Source organism: Burkholderia glumae LMG 2196 = ATCC 33617 (assembly GCF_000960995.1).
GTDB classification, from domain to species: Bacteria; Pseudomonadota; Gammaproteobacteria; order Burkholderiales; family Burkholderiaceae; genus Burkholderia; species Burkholderia glumae.
The window spans coordinates 1657208-1675918 of sequence record NZ_CP009434.1 but is presented as its reverse complement, the minus strand read 5'-3'; the positions used below and the strand labels follow the sequence as shown (position 1 = coordinate 1675918).

The 18711-nt window shown below is 73.3% G+C and carries 13 protein-coding genes; 3 read left to right on the top strand and 10 right to left on the bottom strand.

What is annotated here, in order from left to right:
* Positions 1-100: 100 nt before the first annotated feature.
* Positions 101-1378 (top strand): acyl-CoA dehydrogenase family protein, encoded by a 1278-nt coding sequence (locus tag KS03_RS08240; protein WP_012733964.1) that lies wholly within the window; start codon positions 101-103, stop codon positions 1376-1378.
* Positions 1379-1484: 106 nt separating this feature from the next.
* Here KS03_RS08240 and KS03_RS08235 read toward each other — a convergent pair whose 3' ends face one another.
* Positions 1485-3812: an ATP-dependent DNA helicase gene (locus KS03_RS08235; RefSeq protein ID WP_012733965.1), complete on the bottom strand. Its 2328-nt coding sequence runs from the start codon at positions 3810-3812 to the stop codon at positions 1485-1487.
* Positions 3809-5518, bottom strand: a complete 1710-nt coding sequence (locus KS03_RS08230) for a VRR-NUC domain-containing protein (RefSeq protein ID WP_039204324.1) — start codon at positions 5516-5518, stop codon at positions 3809-3811. Before KS03_RS08230 ends, KS03_RS08235 begins: the two co-directional genes overlap by 4 nt.
* A gap of 234 nt (positions 5519-5752) precedes the next feature.
* Between KS03_RS08230 and KS03_RS08225 the strand changes: the two genes are divergently transcribed.
* Positions 5753-6733 carry an alpha/beta hydrolase gene (locus KS03_RS08225; RefSeq protein WP_012733967.1) on the top strand — a complete coding sequence of 327 codons (981 nt, stop codon included), beginning with the start codon at positions 5753-5755 and terminating at the stop codon, positions 6731-6733.
* 15 nt (positions 6734-6748) lie between these two features.
* On the opposite strand, the gene cobF is transcribed toward KS03_RS08225, so the two are convergent.
* The 5 genes from cobF to KS03_RS08200 all read right to left on the bottom strand — a co-directional run bounded on the left by cobF (position 6749) and on the right by KS03_RS08200 (position 13124).
* The gene (gene cobF / locus KS03_RS08220; RefSeq protein WP_012733968.1) at positions 6749-7522 is read right to left on the bottom strand and encodes a precorrin-6A synthase (deacetylating); all 774 of its coding nucleotides are present in this window, start codon (positions 7520-7522) and stop codon (positions 6749-6751) included.
* Between the two features lie 136 nt (positions 7523-7658).
* On the bottom strand, positions 7659-8459 hold the full coding sequence (locus KS03_RS08215) for an ROK family protein (protein WP_012733969.1): 801 nt from the start codon (positions 8457-8459) through the stop codon (positions 7659-7661).
* 86 nt (positions 8460-8545) lie between these two features.
* Positions 8546-10243: a glucose-6-phosphate dehydrogenase gene (gene zwf, locus KS03_RS08210; RefSeq protein WP_012733970.1), complete on the bottom strand. Its 1698-nt coding sequence runs from the start codon at positions 10241-10243 to the stop codon at positions 8546-8548.
* Positions 10244-10404: 161 nt separating this feature from the next.
* A complete protein-coding gene (locus KS03_RS08205) occupies positions 10405-10959 on the bottom strand; it encodes a hypothetical protein (protein WP_050811450.1) in 555 nt (184 codons plus the stop codon).
* A 266-nt stretch (positions 10960-11225) separates the two neighbouring features.
* Positions 11226-13124 carry a DUF3857 domain-containing protein gene (locus KS03_RS08200; protein ID WP_012733972.1) on the bottom strand — a complete coding sequence of 633 codons (1899 nt, stop codon included), beginning with the start codon at positions 13122-13124 and terminating at the stop codon, positions 11226-11228.
* 149 nt (positions 13125-13273) lie between these two features.
* On the opposite strand from KS03_RS08200, the gene KS03_RS08195 reads away from it, so the two are divergent.
* A complete protein-coding gene (locus tag KS03_RS08195) occupies positions 13274-13765 on the top strand; it encodes a 2,4'-dihydroxyacetophenone dioxygenase family protein (RefSeq protein ID WP_012733973.1) in 492 nt (163 codons plus the stop codon).
* Positions 13766-13874: 109 nt separating this feature from the next.
* Here the strand turns inward: KS03_RS08195 and KS03_RS08190 are convergent, their stop codons facing one another.
* The 3 genes from KS03_RS08190 to pcaQ form a co-directional block, all read right to left on the bottom strand.
* Positions 13875-15548 carry an acyl-CoA synthetase gene (locus KS03_RS08190; protein ID WP_012733974.1) on the bottom strand — a complete coding sequence of 558 codons (1674 nt, stop codon included), beginning with the start codon at positions 15546-15548 and terminating at the stop codon, positions 13875-13877.
* A gap of 539 nt (positions 15549-16087) precedes the next feature.
* Entirely contained in the window at positions 16088-17557 is a 1470-nt protein-coding gene (locus tag KS03_RS08185) for a GGDEF domain-containing protein (RefSeq protein WP_169511544.1), read from the bottom strand.
* Between the two features lie 109 nt (positions 17558-17666).
* On the bottom strand, positions 17667-18656 hold the full coding sequence (gene pcaQ / locus KS03_RS08180) for a pca operon transcription factor PcaQ (protein WP_012733976.1): 990 nt from the start codon (positions 18654-18656) through the stop codon (positions 17667-17669).
* Between the last annotated feature and the right edge of the window lie 55 nt (positions 18657-18711).

Genomic DNA, 18711 nt, shown 5'->3' with positions numbered 1-18711 from the left:
TTGCGCCGATCGGAATATGGTTCCCCGAACTGCTTGGTTGTCAGTTGCGCGCGCCGCTCCGTATAAATCGGGCTTGTCCGATCCGTCAGGAGCTACCGCCATGTCGTCCCCCTCCGTCCCCCTGCGCTCGGCCGGCGCCGACTACGACGCGCTCGCCGCGCGTTTCCGGCCCGTCTTCGCGCGCATCGCCAGCGGCGCCGTGGAGCGCGACCGCCACCGCACGCTGCCCGTCGAGGCGATCGGCTGGCTCAGGCAGGCCGGCTTCGGCGCGCTGCGCGTGCCGACGGCCTCGGGCGGCCTCGGCGCCTCGATCCCGCAGCTGTTGCGCCTGCTGATCGAGCTCGCCGCCGCCGATTCGAACCTGCCGCAGGCGCTGCGCGGCCATTTCGCATTCGTCGAGGACTGGCTCAACGCGCCGCCCGGCGCCGCGCGCGACACCTGGCTCGCCCGCTTCGCGGCCGGGCAGCTGGTCGGCAACGCCTGGAGCGAAACCGGCGAGGCGGCGCTCGGCGAGGCGCGCACCCGCGTCTCGCGCCGTGACCAAGGCTGGGTCGTCAACGGCGAGAAGTTCTACACCACCGGCAGCCTGTTCGCGGACTGGATCGACGTGTACGCGCAGCGCGAGGCCGACGGCGCGCCGGTGATCGCGGCCGTCGCCACGGCCCAGCCCGGCGTCACGCTGGTCGACGACTGGGACGGCTTCGGCCAGCGCACCACCGGCAGCGGCACGACGCGCTTCACCGAGGCCCGCGTCGATCCGCACGGCTTGATCGACTTCTCGCGGCGCTTTCGCTACCAGACCGCGTTCTATCAGCTGTTCCATCTGGCGACGCTGGCCGGCATCGCGCGCGCGGCCGAACGCGACGCCGGCCGCCTGGTGCGCGAGCGCAAGCGGATCTACAGCCACGGCAACGCCGCGCGCGCCGGCGACGATCCGCAGATCCTGCAGGTGGTGGGCGAAGTGGCGTCCTGGGCCTACGCGGCCGAGGCGATCACGCTGCGCGCGGCCGAGCCCGCGCAGCGCGCCTACGAACTGCACGACGGCGCCGGCACGCCGGCCGAGCACGCGGCCAACGTGGCCGCCGAACTCGAATCGGCACAGGCGCAGGTGGTGGTGACCGACCTCGTGCTGCGCGCGGCCACCCATCTGTTCGACGCGCTCGGCGCGTCGGCCACGCGCGGCGCGGCGGCGCTCGACCGCCACTGGCGCAACGCGCGCACCGTGGCCTCGCACAATCCGGTGGTGTACAAGGCGCGGATCGTCGGCGCCCACTCGGTCGACGGCACCGAGCCGCCGACCGTCTGGAAGGTCGGCGTGGCGCCCGAGGGCGCGGCGCAGGCCGGCGCCGGCACCCCGGCCAAGCGCGCCGCGGCCTGAGCCCGGCGGCGCGAAGCGGCCGGCTCGTCCGCGCCGCGGCGCGCTCGGCACGGCCGCTCACCGGAACCGTTCCGGCCGGCCGCTTCGATGCGCCGCGCGGCAGCCGCTAGCCGTCGATCCGCCACCACTTCGGCAGCAGCCGCTGCACCTCGCGGCGCCGGTAGCGGTCGTCGATCAGATGCACGACGCCCTCGTCGTGCTCGGTGCGGATCACGCGCCCGGCGGCCTGCACCACCTTCTGCATGCCCGGAAACAGGTACATGTAGTCGTAGCCGCTGCCGAAGCGCGCGTCGAGCGCGCGGCGCATCTGCTCGTTGACGTCGTTGATCTGCGGCAGCCCGAGCGTGGCGATGAACGCGCCGATCAGCCGCTCGCCGGCCAGATCGATGCCCTCGGCGAACGCGCCGCCGAGCACCGCGAAGCCCACGCCCCGGCCGCCGTCGCGAAAGCGCGCGAGGAACGCGTCGCGCGCGGCCTCGTCCATGCCGCGCTCCTGCGCCCAGACGGGCACCTCGGGATGCCGCTCGCGCATCAGCGCCACGATGCGCCGCAGGTAGTCGAAGCTGCTCAGGAAGCCGAGATAGTTGCCGGGCCGCCGCGCGTACTGCGCCGCGATCAGCTCGACGATGGGCGCCAGCGAGCCCTCGCGGTCGCGCCAGCGCGTCGAGACGTGGCCGGCCACCCGTACCTCCAGCTGCGAGGCGCGAAACGGCCCGTCCACCTCGAGCGCGGGCGTGCCGTCCGGCAGGCCGAGCGTGTCGCGATAGAACTGGAACGGGCTCAGCGTGCCGGAGAACAGCACGGTGGCGCGCGCGCACGCATGGCGCGGCGCGAGGAAATCGGCCGGAATCACGTTGCGCACGCACAGCACCGATTTCGCGCGCCCGCCGCGCGAGCCGCGCACGCGCGCCGCCTCGCCCGCCACGCGCGTGATGTCGAAGATCGAGTGCGTGTCGAACTGCTCGGCCAGGTTCACGAAATGCATCGCGTCGAACGCGAACTGCAGCACCTGCGGCTCGATCGACAGCGGCAGCTCGGCCAGCAGCTCGCTGACGCGGCCGATGAAGCGCTGCGCGGCCAGCAGCAGCGCCGGCGGCACCGTGGCCTGCACCACGTAGTCCTGCTCCAGCGCGCGGTTCAGCGCGTTCCATTCGCGGTTGAGCCGCTCCAGCGGCGCGGCGAGCGCGGGCGAGGCGCGCCGCTTCGCGTCGGCCAGCACGAACTGGTCGAGCGTCGCGCTGTACATGCCGCGCGCGCGGTCGAGCAGGTTGTGCGCCTCGTCGACGAGCACGCCGATCCGCCACTGGTTCTGCACCGCGAGCGAATGCAGCAGCGCGCTGCCGTCGTAATAGTAGTTGTAGTCGCCGACGATCACGTCGGCCCAGCGCGCCAGCTCCTGCGCGAGATAGTACGGGCAGACCTGGTGCGCGAGCGCGGTCTCGCGCACCGTGGCCCGGTCGAGCGTCAGGCGCGCCAGCGCGGCACCGCGCGCGGCGTCGAGCCGGTCGTAGAAGCCGCGCGCGAGCGGGCACGATTCGCCGTGACAGGCGCGGTCCGGATGCTCGCAGGCCTTGTCGCGCGCGACCAGTTCGAGCGTGCGCAGGGGCAGCACGGCGGCGCCGGCGGCGGGCTCGGCGCCGGCCGCCGGCGCCGCGGCCTGGTGCGCGCGGCGCAGCAGGTCGAGCGCCTCGAGCGCGAGCGCACGGCCCGGCGTCTTCGCGGTCAGGAACAGCACGCGGTCGAGATGGCCGTCGCCGCAGGCGCGCAGCATCGGAAACAGCGTGCCGACGGTCTTGCCGATCCCGGTCGGCGCCTGCGCGAGCAGCGCGCGGCCGTCGCGCGCGGCGCGATAGACGTCGGCGGCCAGCCTGCGCTGCCCGCTGCGGAACGTGCCGTGCGGAAACGGCAGCACGCGCAGCGCCGCGTCGCGCGCCGCGCGGTGCGCGGTCTCGCTGGCCGCGAACGCGGCGAAGCGCTCGCATTGCGATTCGAACCAGTCGCGCAGCGATGCGGCGCTGTGCGTCTCGGTCAGCACCGATTCCTGCTGCGAATCGACGTCGAAATAGACGATCGCCACCGTCAGGCTGGCGAGGTCGCGCAGCTTGCAGAGCAGGTGCCCGTACACGCGCGCCTGCGCCCAGTGCAGCGCGCGATGGTTGGCGGGCATGCGGTTCAGGTCGCCGCGGTAGGTCTTGATTTCCTCGATGCGGTTGAGCGCCGGATCGTAGCCGTCGGCGCGGCCCCGCACCGTCACATTGCCGTGCTCGCCGGCCAGCGCGATCTCGCGCTCGTAGCCGTCGTCGCGCCGCGAGGTGACGATGCCGTGGCCGACGATGCCCTCCTGCGCCGACGGCGCGGGCGTGAAGCGCAGGTCGAGGTCGCCGCGCTTCGCGGTGAACTCGCACATGGCGCGCACCGCCACGGTGTAGTTCATGCGCCCGGCTCCGCCATCGCGGCCGCCTCGCGCGGCGTGCCGGCCTGCGCGGCCGGCGGCGCCCACGCCACGTCGATCACGCGCACCGGCATGCCGTGCCCGACGCAGTAGTCGAGCCAGCGGATCTGGTTGTCCTGCAGGCGGTCGCCCGGCCCTTTCACCTCGATCAGCTCGTAGCGGCGCTCGGCCGGCCAGAAGCGGATCAGGTCCGGCAGCCCCGAGCGGTTGTCGCGCGGATCGTCGAGCAGGCGCTCGAAGCAGCGCCGCAGGTGCGCGGGATCGATGCAGTCGAGCGCCAGCGCGAGCAGCGCATCGTCGAGCGCGCCCCAGAACACGAACGGCGACTGGATGCCCGCCTTCTGCGCGTAGCGGCGCAGCACCGTGTCGCGCCAGGCCCCCGAATCGAGCTGCGCGAGGCAGGCCTCGAAACGCGCCGCGCGGCGCGCCCGGAAGTCGGGCGCATGCAGGTCGGCCGGGCCGCGCTGGAACGGATGGAAGAACGCGCCGGGCACGGCCGCGAACACGGCGTCCCAGCACAGCAGGCCGAACAGCGAATTGATCAGCGTGTTCTCGACGTAGTAGACGATCGCGCCGTCGCCCGACAGGTGCAGGGCCACCGCCGTCTCGACCGAATCCGGCACGCGCGGCGCCGCCAGCACCAGCGTCTCGCGCGCCACCGGCGCGGCGCCCGCGGCCCGCCTGACGGGCCGGCCGGCGCGCCTGAGCAGGCGCGGCAGCAGGCGCGCGACGCGCTGACGCTCCGCCTCGCTCTCCGGCTGCGCGGCGGCCGCCTCGGCCAGCGCGAGCGCCTCGGCGTCGCGCCCGGCGCGCTCCAGCACGCGGATGCGGCGGTGCCGGCTGCCGGGCCAGCCGCTCGCCGCATAGGCGGCGAGCGCGCCGGGCCAGTCGGCGCGCCGCTCGCAGGCCGTGCCGATGCCGTGCAGCAGCTTGGCGCGGCGCGTCTCCAGCCAGCCCTGCGCGCAGGCCACGGCGGCCACCTCGGCCGTCAGCGCGTCGAGCGGCGCGTCCCCGGGCCAGGCGGCCAGCGCCTCGCGGCAGGCGAACAGCGCCAGGTACGCGTCCAGGTCGGCACGCTGCTGGAACGCGCGCGAGGACGGCTCGAAGGCCACGCGCTCGTACTGGAGCACGCCCAGCTCGGCCAGCACGAACTCCGACCAGTCCTGATGCAGGTTGCCGAAGAACATCAGCCGCAGCCGGTCGCACAGCGCGCCGATGCGGACCTCGAACACGCTGTCGCCGGTGGCCGGCAGCCAGGCCTCGAACGGCTGTTCGAGCGCAGGCCCGGCCTCGGCGCGCAGCGCGTCGAGCCAGTCGGCCTTGCGCGCGCCCTTCGGCGCCGCGAAGCGCCGCGCCAGCTCCGGGCGGGTGGCCAGCGCGAATACGGCGTCGAGCGCCAGCGCCGGCGCCGCGTCGACCCAGCCGAGCGCCACCAGCGGCGCGGCGGCCGCGGCGGCGTCGCCGATCTCGTGGTAGACGAGCTTGCTGCGCCGGAACCACGGCCCGCTGCGCATCAGCATGCGCACCAGCAGCGCGCGCGAGGCGCGCGGCAGGCCGGCGAACCCGCGCAGGAAGGCCTGCTCGGCCGTGTCGAGCAGATCGTCGTAACGCTCGGCGATCCAGGCGAGCGCGCGCTCGAAGTTGTCGAGGTAATAGAAGGCGTGGGGGGCGGGAACGGCGGGCGGCACGGGAATTGTCGAAGCCTGTACGTTTGTACAGGGGTGAATGATAGCGCATGGAGCGCGGGGGACCGCAAGCGAAACCCGCCGCTGCCGCTGCCGGCGTGGCGCAGGGCCGTCAGGCCGGCGGGCGGCTCGGCGCCATGGTTCCGGCCCCGGATTTATACATTACGTCACAACCCGAAGTGCCTCGATGCGGTTAAATGCAAGCCTGACGTGATGGCTTCATGCCCCCTCCCAGATATGGATGACACCCGCCGCAACCTGATCGGCGCCGCCGTGGGCGGCACGCTGGGCGCGCTGCTGCCGGCCGCCGCGCGCGCCCAGCAGCCGCCGAAGGAGCCGGCCACGGCCGCGCCGCCGCGCCTGCTGCCCGACGAGGCGATCCGGCTGTGGCGCGAGCTGCCGCCCGATCCGCTGCCCGACATGAACCTCGACGGCGAGCGCGTGATCCGGCGCGGCGCCGTGACCGGCGTGGTCGCGCCGCGCCTGCACGTGTACCGGCCGGTCGCGCCGAACGGCGCGGCCGCGTTGGTGATCGCGGGCGGCGGCTACGAATGCGTGGAGCTGGCCCATGAAAGCGGCCCGGTCTGCCGCTGGCTGGCCTCGCTCGGCGTGACCGCCTACGAGCTCGTCTACCGCCTGCCCGAGCAGGGCTGGCAGCGCGGCGCGCCGCTGCAGGACGGCCAGCGCGCGATGCGCGTGATCCGCGCGCGCGCGCAGCGCGACGGCATCGATCCGGCGCGCATCGCGATCATGGGCTTCTCGGCGGGCGGCCACCTGGCCGGCATGACCGCGTTCGATCCGAACGCGCGGCGCTATCCCGAGACCGACGGCGCCGACCGGCTCTCGGCGCGCCCGAACCTGGCCGCGCTGATCTATCCGGTGCTCACGCTGTTGCCGCCGTTCGAGCACACCCGCTCGCACCGCCACCTGCTCGGCGAGGCGCCGCCGGCGGGCGCCGCCGAGGCGCTCTCGCCGGTGCTGCGGATCGACGCCAACGCGCCGCGCACGTTCCTCGCGCAGGCGCTCGACGATCCGATCGTGCCGGTGGACAACGTGCTGCTCGCGCACGCCGCGCTGCGCAGCGCGCGCGTGCCGGCCGCGCTGCACGTCTACCAGTCGGGCGGGCACGGCTGGTCGCTCGGCGTGCCGGACAGCGAGCCGGCCTCGTGGCCGAAGCTGTTCGCGCGCTGGGCGCGCACCAACCGCTGGTTCGCTTGAGGGCCGGGCGGCGGCTCACTCGCCGCTGCGCGCGCGCTTCCTGAGCAGATAGGTATCCATGATCCAGCCGTGCCGCTCGCGCGCCTCGGCGCGGACCCGCACGATCTCGTCGCGCACCTCGCCCAGCGGGCCGGACACGAGGATCTCGTCGGGCGTGCCGACGTAGGCGCCCCAGAAGATCTCGAGGGCCTCGCCGTCCAGGCGCGTGAACGCGTTCTGCGCGTCGAGCATCACCACCACGCTGTCCGCCCGCGGCGGGAAACCGGCCTCGGCGAGCCCGCGGCCGTTGGTGACCTCGAACGCGCGGCCGATCGCGTTGAGCGGCACGCGATGCCGCGCGGCGAGCGCCTGCACGCTGCTGATGCCCGGGATCACCTCGTAGTCGAAGCGAAGCCGGCCGTCGGCGAGGATCGCGTCGAGGATGCGCAGCGTGCTGTCGTAGAGCGCGGGATCGCCCCACACCAGGAACGCGCCGCATTCGCCGTCGCGCAGTTCCTCGGCGATCAGCCGCTCGAACACGGCCTGCTTGTCGCGGTTGAGCGTCTCGACCGCGCCCACGTAGCTGGCGCCGTCGGGGCCGCGCTCGGGGCTGGTGGCCTCGACCATGCGGTAGGGGCGCTCGGTGGCGTAGCGCTCGACGATCTCGCGGCGCAGCGCGATCAGCTTGCTCTTGGCCGCGCCCTTGTCCATCACGAAGAACACGTCGGCGCGATTCAGCGCCTTGATGGCCTGCACGGTCAGGTAGTCGGGATTGCCGGCACCGATGCCGATCACGAGAATGCGTTTCACGAGTTGCTCCCTATCGCGGACGACGAAGCTGCGGAGTCTACCCGCTTTCGCCGGCCGCCCGCACGGACCCGCCGCGGCCCGTGCCGCCCGCCCCGCCGTGCCGCCCGCCGCCCGCCCCGGCGCGCGCCCCTCGCCGTCAGCCCTGCCGCGTCTCGCGCACCGAGCGCGGATGCCACAGCAGCGCCCCGCCCTCGATGCCGCGATCATTGGGCACCGTCGCCACGTTCGGCGGCAGTTCCAGCTTCAACCGGGCGGCATTGCCGCCGCCGATCCAGAGCCGGTCGTAATGCACGAGCGATTCGAGGATGCCGATCACCTTCGCCACGCGCCGGCTCCAGCGCCGGTTGCCGGCCTTGCGGCGCGCCGCGTCGCCGATGTATTCGTCATAGGCGTGCTTCCGGCTGACCGGATGATGCGCGAGTTCGAGATGGGGCATCAGTTCGCCGTCGCGGTACAGCGCCGTGCCGGCGCCGGTGCCGAGCGTCAGCACGAACTCCAGGCCGCGCCCCTCGATCGCGGCCAGACCCTGCATCTCGGCGTCGTTGATCATGCGCACCGCGGCGATGCCGAGCCGCTCGCCCAGCAGCGCCGCGAGCGGCACGTCGCGCCAGCCGTCCGGGCCGATATGCGGCGCCGTCAGCACGCGGTTGTCGCGCACGAAGCCGGGAAAGCCGATCGACACGCGCGACGGCGCCTGGCTCGCGATCAGCGGCGCGACCAGCGTATGCAGCGTCTCGACCAGTAGCGCCGGCGGACACGGGTGCGGCGTCGGCACGCGCACGCGCTCGCCGAGCATGTTGGCGCCGGTGTCGACCACGGCCGCCTTCAGCCCGCTGCCGCCGATGTCGATCGAGAGGATGCGCTCGGCGCTGCCCGCCGCATCGGCCGCGTGGTGCGTGTCATGGGGTTTCGTGCTCGGTTTCTGGCTCGGTTTCATGAAGTTCGTCTCGTGGTGCGGGTTCTGGTTGTGCCGGCCTCGCGACACGCCGCCGGCCACTCGTGATCGGCGTGATCGGCCGGGCGTCACGGCTTGCCGGCGTCCGCCTGCGGCTTCGGCTTCGGCTTCGGCTTCGAAGCGGAATGCGACGCCGCCTTCGCCTGCGCTTCGGCCCCTGCCTGCCGCGCCGCGAGCGGCCGCCACGCGCGCCCGTCGCGCTCGATCAGCGCGGCGGCCTCGGCCGGCCCCTCGCTGCCGGCCGGGTAAGCCTGCACCGGGATCGCGGCGCCGTCACGCGGGTGCAGCACGCCCTCGGCGGCCTGCCAAGTCGATTCGATGCTGTCGGCGCGCTGGAACAGCGTCTCGTCGCCGAGCAGGCAATCGTAGAGCAGCGTCTCGTAGCCGACGTTGGCGCGCTCGGGGAAAAACGCATCGTAATCGAACGACGAGCGCACCGCGCCGACCCGCATGACCGGCCCCGGCGTCTTCACGTTGAAATCGAAGCTGGTGCCGTGCGAGGGGTCGATGCGCAGCGTCAGCACGTTCGGCGTCAGGGCGTCGGTGGGCGTGTCGCGGAACAGCCGGAACGGCACCGGTTTCAGCTGCACGGCGATTTCGGTGCGCCGCTCGGCCAGCCGCTTGCCGGTGCGCAGGTAGAACGGCACGCCGGCCCAGCGCCAGTTGTCGATCTGCACGCGCGCCGCCGCGTAGGTCTCGGTCGTGCTGTCGGGCGCCACGTCGGGCTCGTCGCGATAGGCCGCACCGCCCGGCCCCGCCGCGTACTGGCCGAACACCACGTCGCGCGGCGCGAGCGGCTTCAGCGCGTCGAAGACCTCGGCCTTCTTGTCGCGCACGGCCCGCGCGTCGAACGAGTTCGGCGGCTCCATCGCGACCATGCCGAGCAGTTGGAACAGATGGTTCGGCACCATGTCGCGGAACGCGCCGGTCTGCTCGTAGAAGCTGCCGCGGCGCTCGACGCCGATCACCTCGGAAGCCGCGATCTGCACGCTGTCGATGTACTCGCGCCGCCAGATCGGCTCGAACAGCGCGTTGGCGAAGCGCACGGCCAGGATGCTCTGCACCGTCTCCTTGCCGAGGAAGTGGTCGATCCGGTAGATCTGCGATTCCTTCATGAAGCCGAGCAGGTGCCGGTTCAGGTCGCGTGCCGAGGCCAGATCGGTGCCGAACGGCTTTTCGATCACCACGCGGCGGAACGGCCCGCCGTCGCCGGCTTGCTCGAGCAGGCCGGCCTTGCCCAGGCGCTCGACGATCGGCTTGAAGAAGCGCCCGCTCACCGCGAGGTAGAACGCCACGCTGCCGTGCGCGGCGCCGGGCCCGCCTGCGCCGAGCTGCTGCGCGAGACGCCGGTAGGTGCCCTCGTCCTCGAAGTCGCCGGCCAGGTATTGCAGGCGCTGCGCGACCCAGCGCCAGGCGTGCTCGTCGAGCTTGCCGGCGTGAAAGGTGCTGGCCTTGTCGGCGGCGAGCTTTTGCAATGCGCTGTGTAAATCGTCGCGCCAGGCCTCGGTCTCGCGCTCGCCGTGATTGACGCCGATGATCTTCGTGCCCTCGTCGAGCAGGCCGTCCGCCGCGAGGTTGTAGAGCGCGGGCATCAGCAGCCGGCTCGTCAGGTCACCGCCGGCGCCGAAGATCACCAGCGTGCAGGGCGGCGCGGGGTGCCGGCCGGCCGGCGCCGCGGGCGCGCCGCGCGACGGCGCGGGCACCTTCGCGCCGGCCGGCTGGCGCGCTTGGTCGGAGGGGGCGCGGGTGGCATCGTTGAGCGGCATGATCTCGTCCGTATCGGCTGAAACACAACGAGGCAGCAAGCGCGATGCCCGCGCGGGGCGCGCCATCGCGGCGGCCGAGCCACGCGCCTGGTTCCGGCCCGGTCCCGGCCCGGGACCGGACCGTGCGAGGCCGGCGAAACGACGCGGGCCGCGCCGCCGCGCTAGCGCGCCCCGCTGCGCCGCCGGCCGTTCGCCACGCCCGCGCCGCGCCGATCGCGCGGCATCACGAAGCGGCACGCGCCCTCGCCCGCCGCCTCGAAATAGACCGGCGCGTTCGCGCGCAGATCGACGATCCGGAACGCGCCCGACGGATTGAAGATGATCGCGTGCGCGATCAGCATGATGCGGCGCGAGCCGTCCGGATAGGCCAGCACCTCGGCCTCGTCGAGCGCCGGCATGGTCCAGCCGGCCAGATTCGCGCGCGCCAGGGCGGCAAGCACCGCCGCGTGCGCCGCCTCGGCGGTGGCGGGCGGCGGGCTGATGCGCGCGAGTTCGCGGCGCAGGCGGCCGAGCCGCTCGCGGGTGGCCTCGCTGCGCAGGGCGGCCAGCGCGCCGCGCGCGCGTGTTCCGTCCGCCGTGATGCTCCGCAGCCCGGCGAGCGAGCCGCCCGGCGCGCTCGCCGGGCCGGGCGCGTCCGGTGCCGGGCCCGGCGCGGAAGCGTCGGCGGCCGGCGGCGCCTGGGCGAGCGGCAGGTTCGAGGGCGGGATTCGGGTCATACGCGTCGGGTCGCAGTGGGCCGGCAGGCGCGCTCGTCGCGGCGATGCCGCGCGCGCCCTGCCGTTGCGCGTTGGTATACGCCCGAACCCGGCGGCCTGGCGCGGCACACCCGAACGCCGGGCGCGTGGGGCGAAGCGGGGCCGTCGGCCCGGCGGCGCAAGGGCATGGCGCCGTCGGGCGGGCCGGCGCGGTCCGCCGCCCCGGCGGGCAACCCCGCCGGCAGTCGGCGGGCGCGCGCCTCGGGCCGTCCGGCGCGGCCATCCGTTCAATAGACGAGCTGGGTGCGCAGGTCCCGCTTCACGGCCAGCGCCAGTTTGCGGAACGCCGGATAGTCGGCCGGCGTGATCACCGGCCCGGGCGGCGCCAGCCACAGCTCGCGCCTGACGGTCACGGTCGCGCCCTTCGCGCGGTAGCTGGCCGTGTAGGTGCCGAGCGGCGACGACACCGACACCGGCTGCGGCAGGCGCGGCACGCGGATCGAGGCGGGCAGCGTGATGATCGAGATCTCGGTCAGGTGGCGCGCCGGCACGACGATCGGAAACTGCCGCGTGCTGGGCCCGGCCGCCATGAAGGTGCCGCTGATGCCCTCGAGGCTGCCGAGTCCCGGCGGCACCTTGAACGCGCCCGGCCCGGGCAACAGCGCATAGTCGGGCAGCCGGAACTCGGTGCCGTAGTCGAACGGCACCGTCAGGTCGCGCACGTCGCCGTGGTGATAGGTGCCCGAGCCGTCCTGCCCGGTGACGAACAGCACGCGCTCGGCGAGCTGCTCCTCCATGCCCGGCGGCACGGACGCCATCAGCTGCCGCGCGGCCAGATCGAAATAGCCGCCGTTCTCGATGCGGGCATGGCCGGTGACGGTGCCCTCGCGGTCCACGCTCAGGCGCGTGGTCACGCTCACGCGCGCCGCCTCGGGATTCGCGAGCGGCAGCGTGCGCAGCCCGCCCGGGCTGCCCTCGCCGCCCGCCACGAGCGCCGTCTTGCCGAGCTCGCCCGGCGGCAGCACGCCGAAGCGCGCGAAGCCGGCGGTGGAATCGAGGTACAGGCCGAACTCGGGCAGCCAGCTGATGACGTGGTCGAACACGCCGAGCGGCAGCGCCACCTTCGGCACCCAGTAGGCGCTGCCGAGGTGGATCAGCACCGGCTCGCCGCGGATCGACCTGGCGGCGAGCAGCGCCTCCAGCAGCGTGACGTGGTCCTTGCAGTCGCCGTAGCCGGCGGCCAGGATCGCGTCGGCATCATGCGGCACCACGCCGCCGAAGCCGAGATGGATCGCCACGTAGCGGATCTGCGTGCTGACCCAGTCGTAGAGGATCTCGGCCTGCCTGCGGCGATCGCTCACGCCCCGCGTGAGCTGCTCGGCAAGCGCGCGCACGCGCGGCGTCACCGCCGCCCGGGCGAGCGCGCGCTGCTGGTAGGCGGCGCCGATCTGCGCGTAGTCGGCGAAGCTCGTGATCGCCACGCGCGGGCTGTGATCGAGCTTGGCCGTCGCCGACAGCTCCGGCATGCGCGCCGGCCGCCCGGACAGCGACCAGCGCCACAGCTGCGTGTCGGGCGCGTCGGAGCCGGCGCGACCGCCCGGCAGATCGACGGCGTCGGCCTGCAGCGGCATCGCGGCCGGCGCGCGCACCGTCAGGTGCATCGATTCGCGGCGCACGTCGTCGGTGAAATCGTGCATCGCCGAGAACTGGCCCGGGAAGATCGGCAGCTTCTGCGTGAGCCGCGAATGCAGCACCAGCGTCGCGCCCACCTCGACGGCCGGAAACACCACGACCTTCACCTTGTGATCGTCGAACATCGGCGCCCGCGCGCTCTCCGGGCTCTGCTGCTCGCGGATCTGTCCGGCCTCGACGGCGATGCGCCGGCCGTCCTTCGTGAGCGTGTAGGCCTCGGTCACCTCGAGCGCCTGCAGCGCGGTGCTGTAGGAAAGCCGCCCCTCGCCGTCCTCGCGCACGCCCTTCTCGGTGTCGATCCGCCAGCTTTCGGCCAGGTCCTTCGTATAGGTGCCGTCGGCATGGACGTCGTAGGCGATGTCCTGCGTCAGCATGGTGATGTCCGGCTGGTAGGCGGCCGCATGCGCGGCCACGCACCACGGCGCCAGGACCAACGCGAGGAACGACGCACGCGGCACGGCGGCTGCCCTCGGGCAGCGGAGGATTCGGTTCATGGTGATCCTGGTTGACGGCAGCGGGTCCGGCGCCCGTCAATCGGCACGACGAGGCGTCGGGCCGATGGATCGGACCGGCCGGGCACAGCCGGCGGCGCACGACGGTCTGCCATAATAGCCGCCCCGTGGCCGCTTCGAGCCATCGCCCGATGATCCCCGTCATGATTTCAGCTGCTGCCGCGCTGCCGCCGATCCACTGCCTGCAACCCGACGATCTGCCCTGGCTGCCGATGGCGGACGCGCTGCCGGGGCTCGCGATCCGGTATCTGCACATCGACGCCGCCCGCGACGAATTGACCGTGCTGCTGAGCATGCCGGTGGGCATGGCGCTGCCGCGCCATCGGCACGAAGGCGCGGTGTTCGTCTATACGCTGGAAGGCGAGTGGCGCTATCGCGAATACGACTGGGTCGCGCGCGCCGGCAGCACCGTGCTGGAGCCGGCCGGCTCGGTCCACACGCCCGAGACGCTGGCCTCGCCGAGCGGCCGGGTGGTCACCCTCAACGTGATGCGCGGCGACCTCGTGCTGCTCGACGACGACGGCCGCGACGTGGCGCGCGAGAACTGCCGCGTGGCGCTGCTGCGGCAGCGCCGGTTCGCGCGCGGCGCGCCGGGGGCCGGCACGCCGTTCGTCACGCGTTGACCGGGCGGCGGCCGGCTCGCCACCGCCCGGCCGGCCGCCTGAACCCGGGCGGCACTCGGCCTCGTCCGCACCGGAACCCGGGCTGAATGGCGCCCGGCGCTGGCGCGCCTCACCCCGTCCGGTCCGCGGCCGCCCCCGCCTGCGCGCCCGCGCCGGCCTCACGCTCGGCGCGTACCCGGCTGCGCAGCTGGAATTTCTGGATCTTGCCGGTGGACGTCTTCGGCAGCTCGCCGAAGCGGACCGCCTTGGGCATCTTGTAGCCGGCCAGCAGCGTGCGGCAATGGGCGAGGATCTCGGCCTCGCTGGCCGCCATGCCCTCGCGCAACTCGACGAACGCGCACGGCACCTCGCCCCACTTCGGGTCCGGCAGCGCCACCACCGCCGCCACCGCCACGGCCGGATGCCGGTACAGCGCGTCCTCCAGCTCGATGCTCGAGATGTTCTCGCCGCCCGAGATGATGATGTCCTTGCGACGGTCCTTGATGCGGATGTAGCCGTCCGGCGTCAGCACGCCGAGATCGCCGGTATGGAACCAGCCGCCCGCGAACGCCTCGTCGGTGGCGGCCGGATTCTTCAGGTAGCCCTTCATGCAGAGGTTGCCGCGGAACATGATCTCGCCGAGCGTCTCGCCATCGGCCGGCACGCTCCGCATGGTGTCGGGATCGAGCACGGTGGCGCCCGCCTGCAGGTGGTAGCGCACGCCCTGGCGCGCCTTCAAGCCCGCCGCCTCGTCGTCGGGCAGCGCGGCCCAGTGCTGCTGCTCGGCGCAGACGGTGGCCGGCCCGTAGATCTCGGTCAGGCCGTACACGTGCAGCAGCTCGAAGCCGATCGCCTTCATTTTCGCGATCACGGCCGGCGCGGGCGCGGCGCCCGCCACCTGGGCATGCACCAGGTGGTCGATGCCGGCGCGCCACTCGGCCGGCGCGTCGGCCAGCGCGCCGTGCACGATCGGCGCGCCGCTGTAGTGGGTGACGCGCTCGCGGCGGATCAGCTCGAACACGCTGCGCGGATCGAATTTGCGCAGGCAGACGTTCACGCCCGCGCGCGCCGCCACCGCCCACGGGAAGCACCAGCCGTTGCAATGGAACATCGGCAGCGTCCAGAGGTAGACGGCATGCTTGGGCATGTCCCATTCGAGCAGGTTGGAGAGCGCCGCGAGATAGGCGCCGCGATGGTGGTAGACCACGCCCTTCGGCTCGCCGGTGGTGCCCGAGGTGTAGTTGAGCGCGATCGCGTCCCACTCGTCGGCGGGCGGCGCCCAGGCGTAGGCGGGGTCGCCGCTGGCGAGGAACGCCTCGTAGTCGGTCGCGCCGCCGAAGCTGGCGGGGTCGGCCGGCAGCGCGTCGGCCACGCAGACGATGCGCAGCCCGGGCAGCGCCTGCGCCACGCGGCGCGCGAGTTCGGCGTACTCGGTATCGACGATCAGCAGCTTGGCCTCGCCATGGCGCAGCATGAACAGGATCGAGGCCGCATCGAGCCGCGTGTTGATGGCGTTGAGCACGGCGCCTGCCATCGGCACGCCGAAGTGCGCGTCGATCATCGGCGGGATGTTGGGCAGCACGACCGCCACCGTGTCGCCGCGGCCGATGCCGGCCTGCGCGAGCGCCCCGGCCAGCCGCCGCGCGCGCTCGTAGGCCTCGCTCCAGGTGTAGCGCTGCGCGCCATGCACCACCGCGAGCCGGCTGCCGTACACCTCGGCCGCGCGCGCGATGAAGTCGATCGGCGTGAGCGCTACGTGGTTCGCCTCGCGCCGGCCCAGCCCGGTCTCGAACAGCTGCGTCATGTCGTGTCTCCGTGTTGCTCGTTGGCGTCGGGCGCGGGCCGCTCGCGCAGGCCGCGCCCGCTCGTTGTTCGCGATGGCGAGGCCGCCCGAATTGCGACAGGCTCCCGCCGGCATTGTGAGGCGTTCGTCATCGAAACGACAGACCCCTGCTCCTGCTCGCAAACCCTGCCCCGTGCAGCGCCGCCTGGCCCCGCCTCCCGCGCCGCCCGCCTCCGTCCGGATCGTCGATCTCGCGCTGCGCCGCCCCATACGTTCATCGTGATGGCCCTCACGATCCCGCCCGCGCTGGCCAGGACGCCCGCCGGCGCGCCGCCCTCGCTCGACGTGGCGGCGATCAAGCGCGATCAGGAGCTACAGGATGCAGCTCGGGCGGCTCGCCGGCCGGCATCGCGCCGACCTTCCCGCGCCCGCAGTTCGTCACGCTGCGCGGCGGGCGGAACCTGGGCAGGACGGCTCGCTGTTGGTGGCCGGCGACGAGGGCTAAAGCACGTTGGGCTGCGCGGCGGCGGGCCTTCCGGCCGCGAACCGGTGCGCCGCGCTCAGGCCAGTTCGGCCTCGAACACGCGGTCGCGCCCGCCCTCCTTCGCGCGATAGAGCGCCTGGTCGGCCGCGTCCACCACCACCGCCACGTCCGCGGCGAAGCCGGCCTCGGGCCGCCAGGTCGCGACCCCCACGCTGACCGTCACGTAGCCCGACTCCGAGCCGGCATGGGCGATCGCCAGCTCGCGCACCGCGTCGCGAATCCGCTCGCCGATGGCGCGCGCGCCGGCGCTGTCGGTATCGGGCAGCACCACCACGAATTCCTCGCCGCCGTAGCGCGCCACCACGTCGTGCGAGCGCAGCGCCTGCCGCGCGATGCTGGCCGACACGCAGGCCAGCACCTCGTCGCCCACCGTGTGGCCGTATTCGTCGTTGTAGCGCTTGAAGTGGTCGATATCGACGAACAGGATCGCGAGCGGCCGCCGCGACCGCACCGCGCGGCGCCATTCGCGTTCGAGCGAGGCGTCCAGCGAGCGGCGGTTCGGCAGGCCGGTCAGGCTGTCGGTGCCGGCCAGCCGCGCAAGCGCGGCCTCGGCCTCCGACTGGCGCCACAGCGAATGCGCGAGGCAGGCGCTCAGCACCACGAACGCGATGCCGAACGCGCCGGTGAGAATCCCGAAGCGCCATGCGCGCCGGCGCCACTCGGCGTAGACGTCCTGCTCGGCCACCGCGACCTGGACGATCACGGGCAGCCGCGGCAGGCGCTGGAACAGGTAGCTGCGGCGCACGCCGTCGATCGAGGCGACGTCGACGAACGAGCCGCTGCCGCCCGCCAGCATGCGCGTGTAGGGGCCGGTGCCGCGCAGGTCGCGCCCGATCAGCGTCGCGTCGCTCGGCGCGCGCATGATCAGCCGCCCGTTGGCGTGGATCAGCGCGATCGAGCCGTGCGGGCCGAGCGTGAGCCCCGCGAACAGCCGGCGGAAATAGTGGAGCCGCACCGCCAGCACCACCACCCCGGCGAACCGCCCGTCCGGGCCGTTGAGCCGCCGCGACAGCGCGATGCTCGGATCGTCGCCGGTCAGCACCGACGTGTACGGGCTGCTGACGAACAGGCCGGTGTCGGGATCGTCGCGCTGCGCCGCGAAGAAATCGCGGTCGTCGAAGCGCTCGTCGCCGGTGTCGAGGTCGGTGGAGGACAGGACCAGGCGGCCCTCGGCGTCGAGCACGTAGATCCCGCCGATGTCGTTGGCCACCGCCGCGCGGTCGAACAGCAAGCGGCGCCGCAGCGCCGCCGGCAAGCCATCCAGCGATGGATCACGCAGGCCCGCGATCACGCCCTGCAGCGCGAGATCGTCGATGTGCAGGCTGCGCGCCACGTCGCGCTCGATCATCAGCAGCGTGTTGCGCGCGCTGTCCTGCGCGCGCTCGAACGCATCCACGCGGCTGTCCCGCAGGATCGCCGCGCAGATCGTCATCATCACCAGCGCGATCGCCACGCCGGCGGCGATCACGAGGTAACCCAGCGGCATCCGGGGCGGCGGGTCTCTCCACCCGCGCCGTCCGGCAGTGCTCTCGTTCATCGTTGTCATGCGGACCGTGCTGCGAGCCGGTTCCGTGAAGTGTGCCGAGCGGCCATTATCACCGATGCGGCGCGGCGGAACCACGCCGTTTACGCGCCGCCGGGCGGCGTGCCGCGAAACTCGCGAAACGATCGCGCGCGACGTTGCGCACCGCGTCGATCAGGGCCTGCGCGGCCGGCGACGGCCGCGTGTCGGTGCGCAGCAGCAGCCCCACCAGTTCGTCGGCGCCCTCCACCGGCAGCGCGAGCCGCACCAGCGTGCGCGCGGCCAGATCGTACTCGGCCGCGTAGCGCGGCACGAACCACACCGCGTCGTTCTCCAGTGCCAGCGCGCGGCCGACCGATACCGACAGCACCTCCACGAACGAATCGAGCGGCGGCGCCCCGCAGGCCGCCAGCAGTTGCTCGGCCGACTGGCGGATCAGCGTGCCGTAGGGCGGCAGCACCACCGGAAAGCGGCCCAGCTCGCCCGCCGGCGCGGCGAGCGCCGCGAGCGGATGGCCCGCGCGCACCAGCGCGACCAGCGGCTCGTTGTAGAGCTGCTCGAACGACAGCCCCACCATGCGCTCCGGCTCCGAGAGCCGGCCGATCGCGCATTCGATCTCGCCCGACTTGAGCCGTTCCAGCAGCCGCGCGTTCGCGTCGGTCGCGATCCGCACGATCACGCGCGGCAGCCGCGCCGTGAGCGCCCGGAGCACCGCCGGCGCGAGCGAGGCCGCCACCGTGGGCAGCATGCCGAGTTCCAGCGTGGCCGCCGCGCCGCTGCTCTCGCCCGCCAGCAGCCCCACGCCCTGCCGCAGCGCCAGCACGCTCGCGCTGGCATGCGGCAGGAACAGGCGCGCCTCGCGGGTGGGCTGCGCGCCCTGCCGGCCGCGCTCGAACAGCTTCACGCCGAGGATCGATTCGAGTTCCGCGATCGTCTTCGACACCGCCGGCTGCGTGATCGACAGGCTCTCGGCCGCCTTCTGCACGCCGCCCAGCTGCGCCACCGCGAGGAAACACTGCAGGTGCCGGAACTTGACGCGGCCGTCGGCGATTCGGTTGGACATAACGAACGGTTATACGAGATGGGAAGAAACGTCATTTTGCATAACTTTCCGGTTT